The 15628-nt window shown below is 43.5% G+C and carries 15 protein-coding genes; 1 reads left to right on the forward strand and 14 read right to left on the reverse strand.

The features are described from left to right. From WA381_RS09665 to nudF, 13 genes are all read right to left on the reverse strand, one after another. Positions 1 to 1268, reverse strand: a 1268-nt coding sequence (locus WA381_RS09665) for a peptidoglycan-binding domain-containing protein (RefSeq protein WP_336138579.1), incomplete at its 3' end; no start/stop codon positions are given. A 48-nt stretch (positions 1269 to 1316) separates the two neighbouring features. Further along, a complete protein-coding gene (locus WA381_RS09670) occupies positions 1317 to 2963 on the reverse strand; it encodes a hypothetical protein (RefSeq protein ID WP_061439478.1) in 1647 nt (548 codons plus the stop codon). Positions 2964 to 2975: 12 nt separating this feature from the next. Beyond that, entirely contained in the window at positions 2976 to 4421 is a 1446-nt protein-coding gene (locus WA381_RS09675) for an ATP-binding protein (protein ID WP_231506401.1), read from the reverse strand. A 5-nt stretch (positions 4422 to 4426) separates the two neighbouring features. Continuing rightward, positions 4427 to 6922 carry an Hsp70 family protein gene (locus WA381_RS09680; protein ID WP_061439474.1) on the reverse strand — a complete coding sequence of 832 codons (2496 nt, stop codon included), beginning with the start codon at positions 6920 to 6922 and terminating at the stop codon, positions 4427 to 4429. Continuing rightward, on the reverse strand, positions 6919 to 7302 hold the full coding sequence (locus WA381_RS09685; protein WP_061439473.1) for a hypothetical protein: 384 nt from the start codon (positions 7300 to 7302) through the stop codon (positions 6919 to 6921). Before WA381_RS09685 ends, WA381_RS09680 begins: the two co-directional genes overlap by 4 nt. A 141-nt stretch (positions 7303 to 7443) precedes the next feature. After that, positions 7444 to 8463, reverse strand: a complete 1020-nt coding sequence (locus WA381_RS09690) for a hypothetical protein (protein ID WP_061439472.1) — start codon at positions 8461 to 8463, stop codon at positions 7444 to 7446. A gap of 21 nt (positions 8464 to 8484) precedes the next feature. Then, positions 8485 to 8613: a DUF3387 domain-containing protein gene (locus WA381_RS09695; RefSeq protein WP_264386956.1), complete on the reverse strand. Its 129-nt coding sequence runs from the start codon at positions 8611 to 8613 to the stop codon at positions 8485 to 8487. Between the two features lie 13 nt (positions 8614 to 8626). Next, positions 8627 to 8812: a type I restriction enzyme endonuclease domain-containing protein gene (locus WA381_RS09700; RefSeq protein ID WP_061439467.1), complete on the reverse strand. Its 186-nt coding sequence runs from the start codon at positions 8810 to 8812 to the stop codon at positions 8627 to 8629. A 131-nt stretch (positions 8813 to 8943) separates the two neighbouring features. Then, on the reverse strand, positions 8944 to 10839 hold the full coding sequence (gene parE, locus WA381_RS09705) for a DNA topoisomerase IV subunit B (RefSeq protein WP_061439465.1): 1896 nt from the start codon (positions 10837 to 10839) through the stop codon (positions 8944 to 8946). Positions 10840 to 10965: 126 nt separating this feature from the next. Beyond that, the gene (locus WA381_RS09710) at positions 10966 to 11547 is read right to left on the reverse strand and encodes a YqiA/YcfP family alpha/beta fold hydrolase (protein ID WP_061439462.1); all 582 of its coding nucleotides are present in this window, start codon (positions 11545 to 11547) and stop codon (positions 10966 to 10968) included. Between the two features lie 119 nt (positions 11548 to 11666). After that, positions 11667 to 12500, reverse strand: a complete 834-nt coding sequence (locus WA381_RS09715; protein WP_061439460.1) for a metallophosphoesterase — start codon at positions 12498 to 12500, stop codon at positions 11667 to 11669. After that, entirely contained in the window at positions 12497 to 12937 is a 441-nt protein-coding gene (locus WA381_RS09720) for a DUF1249 domain-containing protein (RefSeq protein WP_014975631.1), read from the reverse strand. The genes WA381_RS09715 and WA381_RS09720 overlap by 4 nt, the downstream gene beginning before the upstream one ends. Further along, positions 12934 to 13560, reverse strand: a complete 627-nt coding sequence (gene nudF / locus WA381_RS09725) for an ADP-ribose diphosphatase (protein WP_049587314.1) — start codon at positions 13558 to 13560, stop codon at positions 12934 to 12936. The genes WA381_RS09720 and nudF overlap by 4 nt, the downstream gene beginning before the upstream one ends. Positions 13561 to 13855: 295 nt before the next feature. On the opposite strand from nudF, the gene tolC reads away from it, so the two are divergent. Then, positions 13856 to 15229 (forward strand): outer membrane channel protein TolC, encoded by a 1374-nt coding sequence (gene tolC / locus WA381_RS09730; protein ID WP_049587315.1) that lies wholly within the window; start codon positions 13856 to 13858, stop codon positions 15227 to 15229. Between the two features lie 139 nt (positions 15230 to 15368). On the opposite strand, the gene WA381_RS09735 is transcribed toward tolC, so the two are convergent. Next, positions 15369 to 15527 carry a hypothetical protein gene (locus WA381_RS09735; RefSeq protein ID WP_014997260.1) on the reverse strand — a complete coding sequence of 53 codons (159 nt, stop codon included), beginning with the start codon at positions 15525 to 15527 and terminating at the stop codon, positions 15369 to 15371. Positions 15528 to 15628 lie beyond the last annotated feature (101 nt).

A 15628-nucleotide genomic window follows, 5' to 3' on the forward strand; every position in this document is an offset into this window, starting at 1 on the left:
GATACCCAAGCATTCTCCGGTACTGATAGTTTTTCACATCTATTGCTCACTTTTCTATAACCATCATTACAGAACCAACTCGAGCCAGATACCCAAGCATTCTCCGGTACTGATAGTTTTTCACATCTATTGCTCACTTTTCTATAACCATCATTACAGAACCAATTCGAGCCAGATACCCAAGCATTCTCCGGTACTGATAGTTTTTCACATCTATTGCTCACTTTTCTGTAACCATCATTACAGAACCAATTCGAGCCAGATACCCAAGCATTGGCTGGGATCTTTGACGACGGGCTTTGAACAGGTTCATCAAAACCACCTGGCCGTTTTTTAACCAACTCAGATTTGACGTATTCCAATATCTCTAGTAATTCTCTGTCCGGAATACCATCAACGGTATGTTCGGCAGCTTGTTGAAACGATTTTATTGCCGCCTGTGTTGTTTTACCAAACAAGCCATCAACTCTATCAATCTCATAACCAAACCCAGCTAGCAATGTCTGTATTTGTCTTATAAGGTCGGGGTCATACTGCTGAGTAAGCTTGGGGTTAGGTCCCGAGAGCGTATGAGTTGAATTAGTAGTAACCGCTCTGAGGTCAGGAGCATTTAACTCGTTCTCATAAGTTCTCGCTTCTCGTTTCGCTTCTTCCTGAATTTCTAATTTGTGAGGTGCAACATCCCTCTCCGCTCTTGTTTGAGACCCGGACCTATACCGGTAACTACCACAACGACTATTGTAATCATTCACCAAGGAATTAAATTTATCGATCCCCGAATTAGAAGAGAAAACATTCCGCATAGCATCAATTCTAATGCCCTCTCTGATACACCAACGGATCTCTGATACGTTTAAAATATTGTTAGTACCAACAGATGGTTTAGTATAACTGAGTTGCGTTGGGACGGATGTAGGCCTTGAATCGGGAACAGGCTGTGAAGAAGATTTGGGTAAAGGCTTAGGACTCGTCGTATTTCGATTATTACTCTGCGTAACTATCCACAATAAAAGTGCAATTACCGCAACAATGATAAAGTATTTCTTATGACCACTGCGTTCATCACTGGTACTAACTTCCACTTTTTTCGTCGGCTCAACTGTGCGAGTTTGATTAGAAGCGTGGCCCGAACCAGATGCTTTATTGACTTTTTCTTCCCCAGCGCCGCTTTTTAATTTGGATTGCTCAGCTTTAATCGTGTCGCCAACATCCGAAGCCAATCCAGATAATCCTGAAAAGCCTTTTTTGGTTTCGCCATCATTATTCATACTTACTTTAATTCCATTTGTTTCCTCGAAACACCTAGTGTTAGACGATTACTGCTCAAGTAAACTACTCAGCTTATGTCCACCTCTCTTCCAAAATGCACGAATAGCAGCTTCCAATATATGGATATTGTTCTGATCTTGGTACGAAAAGCCCTCCGTAAGCTTTTTATCTCCCTTTTTGCCGATACAAAACGAACCGCCGCCATTCCAAATGACTAATTCATTCCATGTACAAAAAATTTTCTCGTCACTACCGAAGAATTTTCGTCTTATTAACTCAACACCCTCATCACAAATAGTGGCGGAGCCAAATTTGAATTGTTTCCCATTCCCAAGGTCCTCAAGAAACTCTGTTAAAAGCCTTACCCCAACCGTTTTCCACAATCTATCGATGAAGTTCGTAAAGGTTGCTCCTTTTTTAAGCTCAAGAGAATAACCATCCGCATCTGTTCCCCAAAAAATTTTGTAGGTCGTTCCAGTGGGTATGCCATTGACAGAGTGTTTTGTTGCGCCCCATCTAACTCTGGTAATTTTTTCTAGAGGCCACTTCCTGCCCTTCCACTCAATACCATCAGGAGAAATCTTTAGTTTATCTTTGAAAATAGCCCCAACATCGGCTTCATAAGTAACTTCGCGTCTCCATTCCTCCTCTTGTTTTTTAGCCTGCTCAAGATACTGCTCTCTTTGATCCGCTATTTCTTGTAACGCCTCAGCATCTTCTGCACTTTTTTCAGCTATTCTCACTACTTCAGCAAACACTTCTTGCAGCATTTCTGTCAGCTTTCTGGATAACTCAAGCATCCCATATTCATTGAACATATAGATTGCAAGCGACCTAATATCATTCGCAATACGAGCACTCGCTTCATGCTCTCTTCCAAGGCTCATCGTCAATACTTGAATGGGCTGAGCAACGTTGTCCCAATTTCGGACAACGTTAATCAACTTATCTAACAAGCCAGACAGTTCTTGCTCAGAAACTTGACTATCCAGCTTCTCTTCAATCAAGCTAACTAATGTACTAATGTTTTGCCCTTCGGTTTCTAAGAAATCCTGAGCCTCTATTTCGTATGTATCTACAACATCTTCGACTAAAACGGGGCCATGAACCTGTCCACAATCAGTAGCTATATCAACAATGTCTGTGACTGCTTTTACAAGCTCTGGTGGTGAGAATTGATCTAACGCGGCTTTAATTGTTGTCCTGTAATAATTCCGTCTTTCTTGCAACTCGGCTTCTATCGAAGATAAATCGTTAATCTCTGGGAATCCTGATACGATCCGTTCTTCGTTCAGCATTGTTTGGAGTTGTTCGCATGAAATTTGATCAAATTGATTAGCTAACTCCAGAACCCACTTAACGATATCTTCTATGCTTTCTGGCCTATAACTCGAAAGAGCAGATGCAATAAAATTGGCTTTAGCTAAACAATGAATATTGTCAACTTCAAGAATGTTCTGCGGCGAAGTCCCTAAAATAGATATCAACTCAGATGCTCTGCTTGGACGAACACCACATATCCAAGCTAATTCAGCTTTTAGACGTTTCCGAGGATTTGTCAATTCTGCACGCGCTTCCATGCATATATCGGCATCATTGACTAAACTCATGTCATCAGCCAACTCTAATATTCTTTGGCGGTCGTCGCGAAGCGAAGCACCGAGAATTTGAAAAGGGTTGCTTAGCAAGTCCATTTTTACCTCTCCTTAATTTACAAATCCAATTGTTCGCTTATTTTTGTCTTCTTTGTTAGGTAGTAGTGAGAGAGCAGTTTGGATACAACTTTGGTCAATCACGTCTTTGTTATCTTTAACTGCAAGTCGTGACGCTTCCCTTATTACAAAGGTGCAATCGGAAAGTGCTCTTCCACAAAGTCTTTGAATAAGTTCATCCATATCAATTTCTTCAGAAATGGGAAGATCCTTCATCAACGTTTGCAACAAAGATGAGACTTCAAAAGAGCTTGGCATTCCAACTTCAATGATATGGTCGAATCTACCGCGACGCCGTATTGCTGGGTCAATGACATCAATCATATTTGTCATCGCAATGACCAAAACCCGTTTACTTATAGCTTCAGGTATTCTTCTAAGAAACTCTGCGACTTCCTCAATGTGATGTTGCCCGGCACTTCCGCCTTGCCCACGTTCAGATAGAAATGACTCCATCTCATCAATCACAACTATCGAGGGTGCGTTGTCGATTGCCCTGTCGAAAAGTTCGGAAATCTTTTTACCAGTTTCGTGAATGTAAGGGCTTCCTATGCTGCCAGAATCAATTTGAAAGCTCGGCCAACCTATATATTCCACAAGCTTTTCTACCGCAAAAGTCTTACCACACCCTGGGGGGCCATGAAGAATTACAGCAGAAGGGAACTCAATCCCCATCCTCTGATATTTCTCACTGTTTTGGATTATGTCTATGATATGTTCGTTGAAGAAATTCTCTAAATTTGCTCTGCCAGGAAGAACAAATTTATCTTCATCTACCCATTGGTCAATTGAGACATTCTCGCTAGTTGTTTTCAAACGACACTCTGGTTTATTTTCTTTAACAGGACTGTCATCCGATTTTGTTTTGGCTATTAATCCAGCATCAGGAGGCACTGGCAAGCCAATGATATTTAAAACTTCAAGCAGCTCACTTGCAGACAACCAGCCCTGAAGCTTGGTTAGCCTTCTAAAGGAGGTTGCGGAGATATTAACTCCTCCAGTCAACCATGTCCCAATGAGAACATCATCTGAATCCCCAGTTGGTTTGGAGAGTGGAAGAATTCGTGAATACTGTTCCACATATATCCCACCTTCCAAAGTACCATCAGGGTATACATCCCGAGTTGCTTTGAAAGCGTGAGCAAGGGCAAAGGCATCTTCCTTGCTCTCTGGCGAAGGAATATCTGGAAAAGGAGTTAACGAATATTTCTTTGGACTGCTCAAAACATAGAATTTTGAACCTTCATAGTCATGAGACCGGAATAAGCTACTCGATATCACTCCCGACGCAAACCACTTTTCTGCTTGCTCAACATTTGCAACCAATAAATTCATAGATTCCAACGTTGAATAAATCTGCCAGCATTTTGACGAGCAAAGTAACTTATTTACGGTTAATGATTCGGTGAGTTGAGTCCCATTTTCCAACCAAGCTTTCATTAGCATTAACCTCTAAGGATGTTTGCAACATCCAGCAGATCGCTCTCTGCCCCTCCGCCAATCTGAATCATTGAAAGTTCAGCAACGATTGCTCGCAAGTCATCGATGTTATCATTTTTAAGTAGATTTAATCCTGTCTGCGCAAGCTCTTGGAAACGAGCTTTGTCGGCAAACAGATGTGGCGAGTTAGTCATAGACTTGAATTTTTCAACTACAAACCAGTCTTGTCTCCAGAGAATGTCAAAGTTTTTACCTCTCAATTCATCGAGGTGGTGCTCGAAGTCCTGATCATTCCTTTCCAACGAGCGTTGGGCAGTTTTCGCCAAACTATCAAAAGAGGTTTGTTCTGAAGGCCTCGCTGATTCGCGGAGGTATTTATCAAAGAAGTCTATCGCGTGATTGAGATCGATCTGTCGAATCTCTTTCAAATGCTCCTTGCGCACTTGCGCTAAAATCTTTCTCGCCTCTAATACAGACTCCATGGCCTCTTGCGCATTTTCTGTATCAACTTCATCAGGATCAAGAGATGTTGCTTTCTGAGCCTTATCTTTTGCTTGTTGGAGTTTAGGATCATCTATAACTTCGAATAACTCATCTATCCGTGAAGTAGTTCTTTCACCTTCCTCAACAACCATGGCAGCGGAGGTGGTATAATCGAGCTGACCTTCTTGTCTAGAATAGAAGTTTTTACCTGAGTGAAAGACCCCACCAATACTTGGTACGGATACCTCAATGATGATGTTTCCAGAATCTAAGATTTCATAATCACATTCTAGATCAGCACCAGCAGGAATTACTCCATCGTCAAAATCTGATCCAGAAATTTTTAGAACTCCCACAGGGCGATTATCTGTAACAGGATCTTCGATATCGCCCTCCCAGATTTTTAGATTCAAGGAACCTGCGACCCCAGCTTTTAATGATTCAGCGGCCTTAAATACTTTCTTTCCTTTTTTTGGAAGTGAATCACCAGCTCGGACAAGGTAATCCAATACAGATTTTCCACCTAACTTCTCTAATACTTCAATTCCAATTGAATGTGATGCTGGAATAGCATCAACAGTCGCAGCAGTTTTAGTAATTACTATTTCGTCGTTTCCGAGAGGTACAGGTCCACCAGAACTATCTGTAACCGAAATTTTGAACGTGTTTTCGCCTTGCTTAGATAATGTGACACTTACAATGGCACCGTGCTGAAGCGCCATTTTCCCAGAAGTCCACCCCGTATCTACGCTATCAATTTGAAATTCAGCTCCAGGAAGGGCTTCCCCTTTAATCTGTAACGCAATTTTAGCTTTAGTATCCGGTGTGCGGCTGATGTAGTTGAAAGATAACTTCAAATCGCCCTGTGATGAAACTTGACCTCTGTTGCTTTTCCGGGCTCTGTTGTCCGATTTCCACTCAATTGATTCAGCAAATAGACTTGCCCCCTCTGCTACGGCGGTCATCGGGTTAACATCTGTTGTTCCGGGTATTCCTAGCTCAAATGCAACTTTGTCTCTCAACGGCTTGTAGTTTGTTGGCCCCCCAACAAACACCACTCTCTCCACATCATGAGCGGATAAACCCGCTTTACTAAGAGTTTCTCGCGCAGCAGTTACAGACTCTGTAACGCGCTCTTCAATAAGTTCATCTAGAGTCTGTCGAGTGATAGGAATATCGATGTAAATCTCTTCGCCAGATAGGTCTCTTGCTCTCGTCTCTGATTCAGACAAACTTATTACTGACTCCTCACGAGATGACAACTCAATCTTTGCTTTCTCTGTTGCCCAGTTCGCGAGGCGCATTAATGACTTAAAATCAGGGTTTACAGATAGGTCATCTGGTAAATTGAAATTTTCAAAAAGCCATGGCTTCACTACATTATCAAATAGTACGCGATCGAAGTCTCTTCCACCGCACATTGCAATGCCGCCATGAGCAAGAAGGTTAACTCTTCCTCCAATGCTCTCAGCGATCGCTATGTCTAGGGTTCCGCCGCCAAGATCGTATATAAGAAAGATGCCATCGGTATTTCTAGCTTTCATTACACTCATAACCGCAGCAACTGGCTCTTGCATAAGAGCAACGTTTCCAAGTCCAGCCATTTCAGCCGCATGCATTGTTGCGTCTTTTTGCATTTGGTTAAATGCAGCAGGAACCGTTATCACAGTCCCTGTGTTTGGGTCGTTTCTTATCTCTTCAGGTAAATACCCATACAAAACTTTCAAGACCTCTGCTGAACATTCCTCCGGCGTTTTGGTCTCGCCTATTGCCTTCAACTCGATTGGTGTACTGGTTCCCATTAGTCGCTTAAAAAGCAAAGCAGAATTATTTGGGCTATGGGGAGCAGAATCATAGGCGCGCTTGCCAACATATTTGTTCCCTCTTTTGTCAATATAGATTGCAGAGGGCGTTACATCATTTTGTTCAGGACTCTTCCAAACACGCGTACTTTCGCCATCATACGTGCAAATTGCGCTGTTTGTGGTTCCTAAATCAATACCAACAAAATTCTTCATGATTCAATCTTCCTTAACGTAACTGTACCTGTCTTTATAAGGCCTTGTTCACCCATAATGATTGGTTCAAGCATTTGCTCGACAACTAACACATCATCGGGCTCAAACTCTTCAATATTAAGTGGCGTTACGGCCATCCCTGGGTCGAATTGCTGCCCCTCAACATTAACTAGTTTTAAGCCAGACTCAGCTAAAGATTCTTCTATTTTTTTTATGAACCAGCGCATTTGACCAAGATAGCGGCCTTGTTCGCCAGCATCGACTTTATGTAGTAGGCGGTTAAAAACTTTACTAAAGCGCCATGACTCAATTGCCATAGATAGGAGTGTAGATTCAAGTTTAACGGAGGATTGGGTATTGGTTTGTGGCTCAGATTCCATTCAATATTTTCCTTCAATTTGAAAGTGAAAATAAACTTATAAAACAATAACATTAAATATATGATACGCAAATTCAATCATAGTGATTTTGCGATAACAAAATCAGTGGACCATCCCTGAACCTTTACCACTTATTCATTGTTACTGTCCTTTCAATAAGTAAAATACATAAGCCGCAGCTAATGAGCTACTTGCGGCAATAAACCAAGAAAGAAGGCTGGGCCAAATTCGTTTAACAAAACTTGGTTTTGACTCTGTAAGGTAGATTGACGTATTAGGGATATATTTTGCATGCATGTGCATTAAAATTCCCAACAAGGTAAAGGCGCATATAACGAATATTCCTCTACTCTTCCAATCTGATATTTCGGGTAAGCTGATAAGTAAAACCGCGAATAAAACGCTATTAATATTCAGCCCATGCTTTCTGTACGTTGTAACTAAGGCGTTTTGTTTTGGTTTTAAAAATTGATATACGGATTCCGCCTTACCCAATACCCAGGATTCATTGATACCAGAGACTCTTATCTCACTAAATCCATGAACACCAAGCTCGATAACGACGACCCTGTTGATGCCATAAGCTTCAGGCTCTTGTATAACCAGCTTTATGTATTGAAGATGCTCTATATCATCCAACTGGTTAAAGAAGTCATCTGCATATTTCGTTAACTCTACACCTCGGGAATGATAGGTAACTATGACTCGACCGGCTGTGAAGTCCTTAGAGATATAATTCACAAGCTGTAGAAGGTCTGACTTAAATAGCCTAACCGAACCAATCGGAACGGTTTTATTGTGTATTTGTTCGGGATTTTTTGTCTTGTCCACTTTTTCTATGTTGTGGGGATACATCTCGAATGTTCCGCCAGTGCCAATGGAAGATTCCCATGAACCGTGCAGCCTGCCTTCTTCGTCTAAACGGCCTTGAACAGTTACCGTCCCCTGCACAACTCCCTCAATATCTTGTTCAGGCTCACATGTCATTTCTATACTGTCTGAAACGGTACCTACACAAGTGTATAAGGAAACGCCGTATACAGAATCCATAATACGAAGGCGCCCCTTTATACTCGCATCTTTCTGGCTAATCTCTAGAAAAACATTCCCTGTATTTGTACCGTAAATACGGCCAGCCCATTTATCTGCTAGTTCATCCATTACTTTATTCCCTTTAGCGCCTTAACTCCAACTGTTCGACAGCACTTCTGCTTGCTGCAATACCAACTCAACGGCTTCAATCGCCTTATCTGGTGGGTGCTTGTATCGTTGTAATGTGCGGCGAACTAGGATTCTCAATTTTGCCCGCACGCTCTCTCTGACTTCAATCAACTGTTGTCGATGCGCTTAACTCATGCGTGATTTCAATGGCGATTTTCTTCAATGTGTCGTCGCCTAGCTCTCTTACAGCGCTTTCGTTGTTGGCTAGTGCCTCGTAGAACGCGACCTCATCAGGGTTTAGCCCTAATGATTCATCACGCGCCATTTCATCCTGAAACTGTTTCGCCATGACAATCAACTCTTCGATTACCTGTGCGGTTTCAATTCCTCAGTTATTGTATTTGCGCAATGTTTCCTTCAACCGGTCGCTGTACTTTTTCTCCTGCACCACATTGTTTTGCGTCTTGGCGCTAATGCCAGTTACAGTACCACTTCAGCCATATTACCTTTGCTTTCGAGCCATATTTTACGGTCGCCAGAACGCTTCTTAGCAAGCAGCATGTCCATCAGCTCCATCATTTCTTCAGCGTCTTCAATGGTCAGCTGAACAAGTCGACGGGTATTCGGATCCATGGTTGTTTCGCGAAGCTGTAGCGGGTTCATTTCACCCAAGCCTTTAAAGCGCTGTACGTTGACTTTACCGCGTTTCTTCTCAGCTTCAATTCGGTCAAGGATGCCCTGCTTCTCGCCTTCATCTAGCGCGTAGTACACCTCTTTGCCTACATCTATTCTAAATAGCGGCGGCATAGCAACATACACATGGCCTTGCTCTATCAAGGTTCTGAAGTGACGAACAAAGAGCGCACATAATAAGGTAGCAATGTGTAGCCCATCAGAGTCAGCATCGGCAAGAATACAAATTTTACCGTAGCGTAAACCAGACAGGTCGGTTGAATCTGGGTCGATACCCAGCGCAACTGAAATATCGTGAATTTCCTGTGATGCCAGCACTTGAGAAGAGTCGACTTCCCAGCTATTCAGGATTTTACCGCGCAGCGGCATAATTGCCTGAAACTCTCGGTCTCGCGCTTGCTTGGCCGAGCCACCCGCCGAGTCCCCCTCTACTAAAAACAGTTCAGAGTACGAAATATCTTGTGATGAGCAGTCGGTCAGTTTGCCTGGTAGTGCCGGCCCTTGAGTGACCTTTTTACGCGCAACCTTTTTGGTTTGACGAAGGCGGCGCTGTGCATTGTTGATACACATTTCAGCAAGCGCTTCAGCAATTTCAGTGTGTTGGTTTAACCAAAGGCTGAATGCGTCTTTCACTACACCTGATACAAACGCACTGGCCTGACGTGAAGACAGGCGCTCTTTAGTCTGCCCGGCAAACTGTGGGTCCTGCATCTTAGTCGACAGGATATAAGCACAGCGGTCCCAAATATCATCAGGCGATAACTTAACGCCACGGGGCATTAAGTTTCTAAATTCGCAGAATTCGCGCATTGACTCCAGTAAGCCTTGGCGCAACCCATTGACGTGTGTACCGCCTTGCGCTGTAGGAATAAGGTTAACGTAGCTTTCCGTTACCAAATCTCCACCTTCAGGCAACCACATTACAGCCCAATCGGCGGCTTCTGTATTGCCGCTGAATGTACCCACAAACGGCGTGTCAGACGGTAAGGTTTCAAACTCTTCTACCGCTTGGTAGAGGTAGTCTTTAAGGCCATCTTCGTAATACCACTCTTGGCTTTCTTTGGTAATCTTGTTGTCGAAACGAATGCGCAGACCCGGGCTTAACACCGCTTTAGCGCGCAAGTTGTGCACAAGTCGGCTGGCTGAGAATTTTGCCGAGTCGAAATATTGCGGGTCAGGCCAGAAGTGAACACGGGTTCCTGTATTGCGTTTACCGCAGGTATCGATAACCTGTAAGTCTTCGACTTTGTCGCCGTTTTCAAAGGCGATTTGATATACGTTACTGTCTCGTCGAATAGTCACTTCTACGCGGGTTGAAAGCGCGTTAACTACCGAGATCCCTACCCCGTGAAGACCACCAGAAAAGGCATAGTTTTTGTTTGAAAACTTACCACCTGCGTGAAGTTTACATAGAATAAGCTCTACGCCTGATATTCCCTCTTCAGGGTGAATATCTACCGGCATACCACGACCATCGTCGATAACTTCTAACGATTGGTCTTCATGCAAAATAACTTTGATATTAGAGGCATGCCCAGCAAGCGCTTCATCCACACTGTTATCGATGACTTCCTGACCCAAATGATTCGGGCGGGTAGTGTCGGTATACATACCAGGGCGGCGTTTTACGGGGTCGAGGCCGTTTAAAACCTCGATAGCATCTGAATTGTATTGATTTGACATAGTTATGGTTGTTATTTAAGCCAGCGACAAAGAAAGAGATACGCAGCACTAAGGTTAGCTATATAGTATAGCGCCGCACAGCAATATGTTTGATGTTAGCAGGGCTAGTAAAGACTGGCAATGCGCTTATTTCAGCAAAAACTCGGCAATAGCAGGCAAGTGATTTTCGTAGCCTACAAAGCTGTGATCGCCACCCTCTTCAATAACCAGGTGACTTTGCGCGTACTTTTCTTCAGCCAAACGGTAATCCAACGTTTCATCTTCTGTCTGAAGCAACACTTTGTAACTGTTTGGTTCTTTGATTGACGCTGCCTCTAACGCTTGAATTACCCCTATATCGCTTTCAACTATTTCAAACTTTTCCTTGCTGTAAGGATTTTCATGAGTGCCGATTAAGCCTTGCAACAGCTCGTAGGGGCGAACTGCAGGGTTAATTAACACCGCTTTGCCTCCAAATTTTTCAAGCAAAAACGTAGAGAGATAGCCCCCCATTGAACTACCTATAAGCTTCAGCCCGTTTTCAAGCAGAGCTGGAGTGTTCTCAATAAGTGAAATTAGCTGGCCTTCTACTTTACTGGGGAAATTAGACAGCTCTGGAATATGTAGGGTAACGTTTGCGTGATGCTGCTCAAAATACGCTTTTGTGGCTTGCGCCTTAATGGATTTCGGCGAACTTAAAAAGCCGTGAAGATATAAAATGTGCTGCATGTTTTTCTCTATTCTGTGTTCTCTGTTTCTATATTTAATATGGACTCGATGAGAGTTCAAAACTGTTCTTAACGCCAAATACTTCCAAAACAGCCACGCTTAAGCAAAGAGCGCGAAAGCTAAACCCGAACAACCTTAACGCCCACCGAGCCACCATCCATTAAGCTCATCACCTGATACCCTGGCGCTTCATTGCTAACACCGAATTCGGGACGCATTTCCCATTGCCAACAGGTAGATGGGCTTGCGTAAGAAAGCGTTTTGTTCACTCCTATTTGCTGGCGCAATGGCGAATGCACATGGCCGTGAATGACAGCTTTCACTTGTGGATGTTCGTCTATTAACGCGGCTATCTGTTGCCCGTTAGCTAACGAGTGCTTATCCATCCAACTGTTTGAAGGCAATATGTGGTGATGAAGTGCAACGAGATGATTGGCCTGTGGTGACCTAATTAGCGCTTGTTCTAGCGCCTGTATATCGCTTTCTTTTACTTCCCCGGCTGCCGTTTGCTTATTGGTTATAGCGCGGGTATCCAGGCCGTGTATTTGCCAATTGGGAAAGCTTATCGGGTCATTGCTCTTTAAATAACGGCTGCTAAGATATTTTTCAAAGTACGGATTATTATCGTGGTTACCCGCCAGCACAAACCATTCTATATTTGCTGGCTCAATATATTGCTCCATCAATGCGATAAAATGCTCGTAGCTCTCAGGTGAATTATCGCCACTAATATCCCCAGTCACTAGCACAATTACTTGGTGCTTTGCTCTCTGTTCTGGCTCGCTGGCAGCTTTTTGAGCAACGTAATTTTTAATATCAACGCTATCAACAACATATTCCCGAACGCTACTGAGCACGCGTGCTAGCGATTTATAGGGCGCTATACCCGCATATCCCGTTTTATTTTTATCTTTCAGTAAGTGGCAATCACTGAGTTGTATAAGTGTAATCACGCTTCAGAGGTAACATTTGAGGAGTGTTGCAAACAGAAGTTTAGCCACTCAGCTAAAAAGATGTTCACCATATGCTTTTCGTTGCGCTGGCGCATCTTTAAGTTCGGATACTCGTAAGAGGGTTCGAGCGCTCCCGTATTTTGGCTATTGATAACCTCCGCCATGCGAGCGTCGTGATATAGGCGCACCGTCATACTAGGCGTTAAGTAAGACGGCATGTCTTTAGTGGTTTGCTTAATACTTAATGTACTGGTGTAGCGAGCAGACTCCACAATGCGTATTTCATAAGACAGGCCCACTCCTACCGAAAATTCATAGCTCAAATCTTCCGTATCGCAATCAGGCAAAATTCTTAGAACATGGGAGTAGTTCAGTTCGCAAAGCGCCTGCATGGAAGGAAGATGAGGTACATATTTTCGTTGGTTGCGTTGAGTCACGATGTCTGCCACTGCTCCAGAAGTTGTGTTTTGTGCATAAAGAACCATTGTAGCGCAATTACCGCTGCGGCGTTGTCAATATGGCCATTCTCCAACCATTCAAGGGCTGTGTTCTCTTTAATGCGATGCACTTTAATATCTTCAGACTCACTTTCCAGGCCGTGCACACCATGCGCTTGGCTAGCGTCGGTCTTTGCAATAAAAATATGTAATCTTTCTGTGGTCCCGCCCGGACTAGACAAATAGCTCAATGCTTTCGTTAATTTATCTAACGTGATACCCGCCTCTTCCATAGACTCTCTATGGCATACCGCTTCAGGTGTTTCACCTTCATCAATCATGCCAGCAATAATTTCTATCAACCAAGGGCTTGAAGATGTGGCTAATGCCCCAATTCTTACTTGCTCGATTAGCACAAACTCTTGAAGAACTGGATCGTAAGGCAAAACGCCTACTGCATGACCGCGTTCAAATATTTCTCGCGTGACGGTATCACTCCACTCTCCATTAAAACACTTGTGCTTAAATTGATACTGATTCATGGTAAAGAAACCACGATACACTGGCTTAATGTCAGTGATTTCGACGTCATTTGAGGTAAATGAAAGGAATTCCTTGCTCATTTGCTGACACTTATGGTTCAAATAGATTTATCATACATAGTACATTTACACACCAACCATGTATATGCGTTAAAAATGCATAACGGGGTGTGAGCGAATAACAGAAAATCATATTACAAGTCGTCTATTACTATAATAATTGCGTGGGTAGATCACATATTCTGTTACAGTTAATCAAATACTGTTACGAGTTTGGACTTTCGGTTTGTGGTTGAATTTTCATACACTTGGTTTTATTAAGTCGTCCCTTAGAGCGAATGACGACGCAACTTGAACACAACAGGAAGACGTAAGCATGAAACGAACACTTCTGTCGCTGGTTATCGGAGTTTCGATGACAACGGGTGCGCTGGCCGATGACCTTATGCAGGTATATCAACAAGCACTGGCGAACGACCCATTGGTAAACCAAGCGAAAGCGCAACGTGATGCAGCGTTTGAAGGGATTAGTATTAGCCGCGCAAACCTTCTACCACAGATATCTGGCTCGGTAGGCTATACAACTTCTACAGCTGAACGTGCACAAACGTTAGGTGCTAATGCTGATGACCTTCAAATTGTGGTATTTGAAACAGACGTAGACACTATCGATTATGGTTTGCAGGTACAAATGTCACTTTACGACCACGCAAACTGGCTAGGGCTGGATCGCGCTGAAAAAGTGGCCGAGCAAAGCGACGCCCAGCTTGCCGCTAGCATGCAAGACGTTATTGTGCGTACGGTTACTGCTTATTTTGACGTACTACGTGCACGTGACAATGTTGAATTTGTGGGCGCTGAAAAACGTGCCATTGAGCGCCAGTTAGAACAAACTCGCCAGCGTTTTGAAGTGGGTTTAACGGCTATTACTGACGTACACGAAGCTCAGGCCAATTACGACAGCACGGTGGCGCAGGAAATCCAAGCAAAGAACCAGCTTGAATTTGCTCTTGAAGCGCTTCGCGTAATTACAGGTAAATATCACGATCGTTTGTTTGGGCTAAACACAGAGAATTTTGCCGCAACTATGCCTGTGCCAGCGGCTGTCGATGAGTGGCTAGAAACTGCGCAGGATAAAAACTTAGCACTTCTGGTTGACAGACTTGCTATGGATATCGCGAAAGAAGATATTTCAATTGCGCGCTCGGGTCACTTACCTACCCTTGGTTTAACAGCTAACGCATCGCGAAGCAAAGACGATATTTCAAACCCGTTCTTACAGTTTGAAACACCTTATCTTGATAGTCAGTCAGTTGCGGTTCAATTGAATGTGCCTATCTATCAAGGCTCTCGCGTTTCATCGCAAACCGACCAAGCTAAGTTTAACTATGTTGCAGCAAGCCAAGCAGCTGAACAGACTTATCGTCAAACTGTGCAGTCTATTCGCAGCTCGTTTAACAATGTAAAAGCGTCAATCTCAACGATTCGTGCTTTAGAGCAGTCAGTGGTCTCAGCAGACAGCGCCCTTAAAGCAACAGAAGCAGGTTTTGATGTAGGTACACGTACCATTGTTGACGTGCTAGACAGCACACGTAACCTGTTCGATGCACGTCGTAACCTTGCGGGCGCACGCTATGACTTTATTCAGTCAGTGGTTACGCTTAAGCAAGCGGCAGGTACATTGACAGGTGAAGATGTGGCTATGATCAACCGTGGTCTTAAGCCAGCAGAAACCAACACCAATGATTAGCATTGGATAGTTGAGCGTTTAGTACATGCTCAATAGTGAAAGAAAGGGTAGCCAGTGCTGCCCTTTTTTATGCCTGAGATAATATGACACCTGAAGAAATGCGATGCTGAGTCGCGAAAAAGGGCTATGTTAATGATGATTAAGTTGGCGATGTAGGTGTATATTTCTTAAGTGCGCTTAGCAGTTGGCGATATTCCATACGCAAGGCTTCTGCATTTTGCTTTGTGGGCGCGAAGTTAGACAAGCGTTCCGCTACACGATGCAATTTCTCTTGCAACAACCGTAATTCATCATCCATGATTATGCCCTTTATTTTTAAGCCTGTGTATTCGGCTTGATAAACGTTTAGGTAACGTGCGACGAGACAGGTTTAAAACGCCCGTTGTGCCCCTACATTTG

The sequence above is a fragment of the Alteromonas sp. CH_MED4-4 genome (assembly GCF_037029575.1).
GTDB classification, from domain to species: Bacteria; Pseudomonadota; Gammaproteobacteria; order Enterobacterales; family Alteromonadaceae; genus Alteromonas; species Alteromonas macleodii.

Bases quoted from the DNA above. Each gene is read 5' to 3' on its own strand.
- WA381_RS09700 (WP_061439467.1), bottom strand. From the start codon at position 8,812: ATGGCGAAACAGTTTCAGGATGAAATGGCGCGTGATGAATCATTAGGG.
- WA381_RS09670 (WP_061439478.1), bottom strand. From the start codon at position 2,963: ATGGACTTGCTAAGCAACCCTTTTCAAATTCTCGGTGCTTCGCTTCGC.
- WA381_RS09680 (WP_061439474.1), bottom strand. From the start codon at position 6,922: ATGAAGAATTTTGTTGGTATTGATTTAGGAACCACAAACAGCGCAATT.
- WA381_RS09710 (WP_061439462.1), bottom strand. From the start codon at position 11,547: ATGCAGCACATTTTATATCTTCACGGCTTTTTAAGTTCGCCGAAATCC.
- nudF (WP_049587314.1), bottom strand. From the start codon at position 13,560: ATGAGCAAGGAATTCCTTTCATTTACCTCAAATGACGTCGAAATCACT.
- WA381_RS09675 (WP_231506401.1), bottom strand. From the start codon at position 4,421: ATGAAAGCTTGGTTGGAAAATGGGACTCAACTCACCGAATCATTAACC.
- WA381_RS09690 (WP_061439472.1), bottom strand. From the start codon at position 8,463: ATGGATGAACTAGCAGATAAATGGGCTGGCCGTATTTACGGTACAAAT.
- WA381_RS09735 (WP_014997260.1), bottom strand. From the start codon at position 15,527: ATGGATGATGAATTACGGTTGTTGCAAGAGAAATTGCATCGTGTAGCG.
- tolC (WP_049587315.1), top strand. From the start codon at position 13,856: ATGAAACGAACACTTCTGTCGCTGGTTATCGGAGTTTCGATGACAACG.
- WA381_RS09685 (WP_061439473.1), bottom strand. From the start codon at position 7,302: ATGGAATCTGAGCCACAAACCAATACCCAATCCTCCGTTAAACTTGAA.
- parE (WP_061439465.1), bottom strand. From the start codon at position 10,839: ATGTCAAATCAATACAATTCAGATGCTATCGAGGTTTTAAACGGCCTC.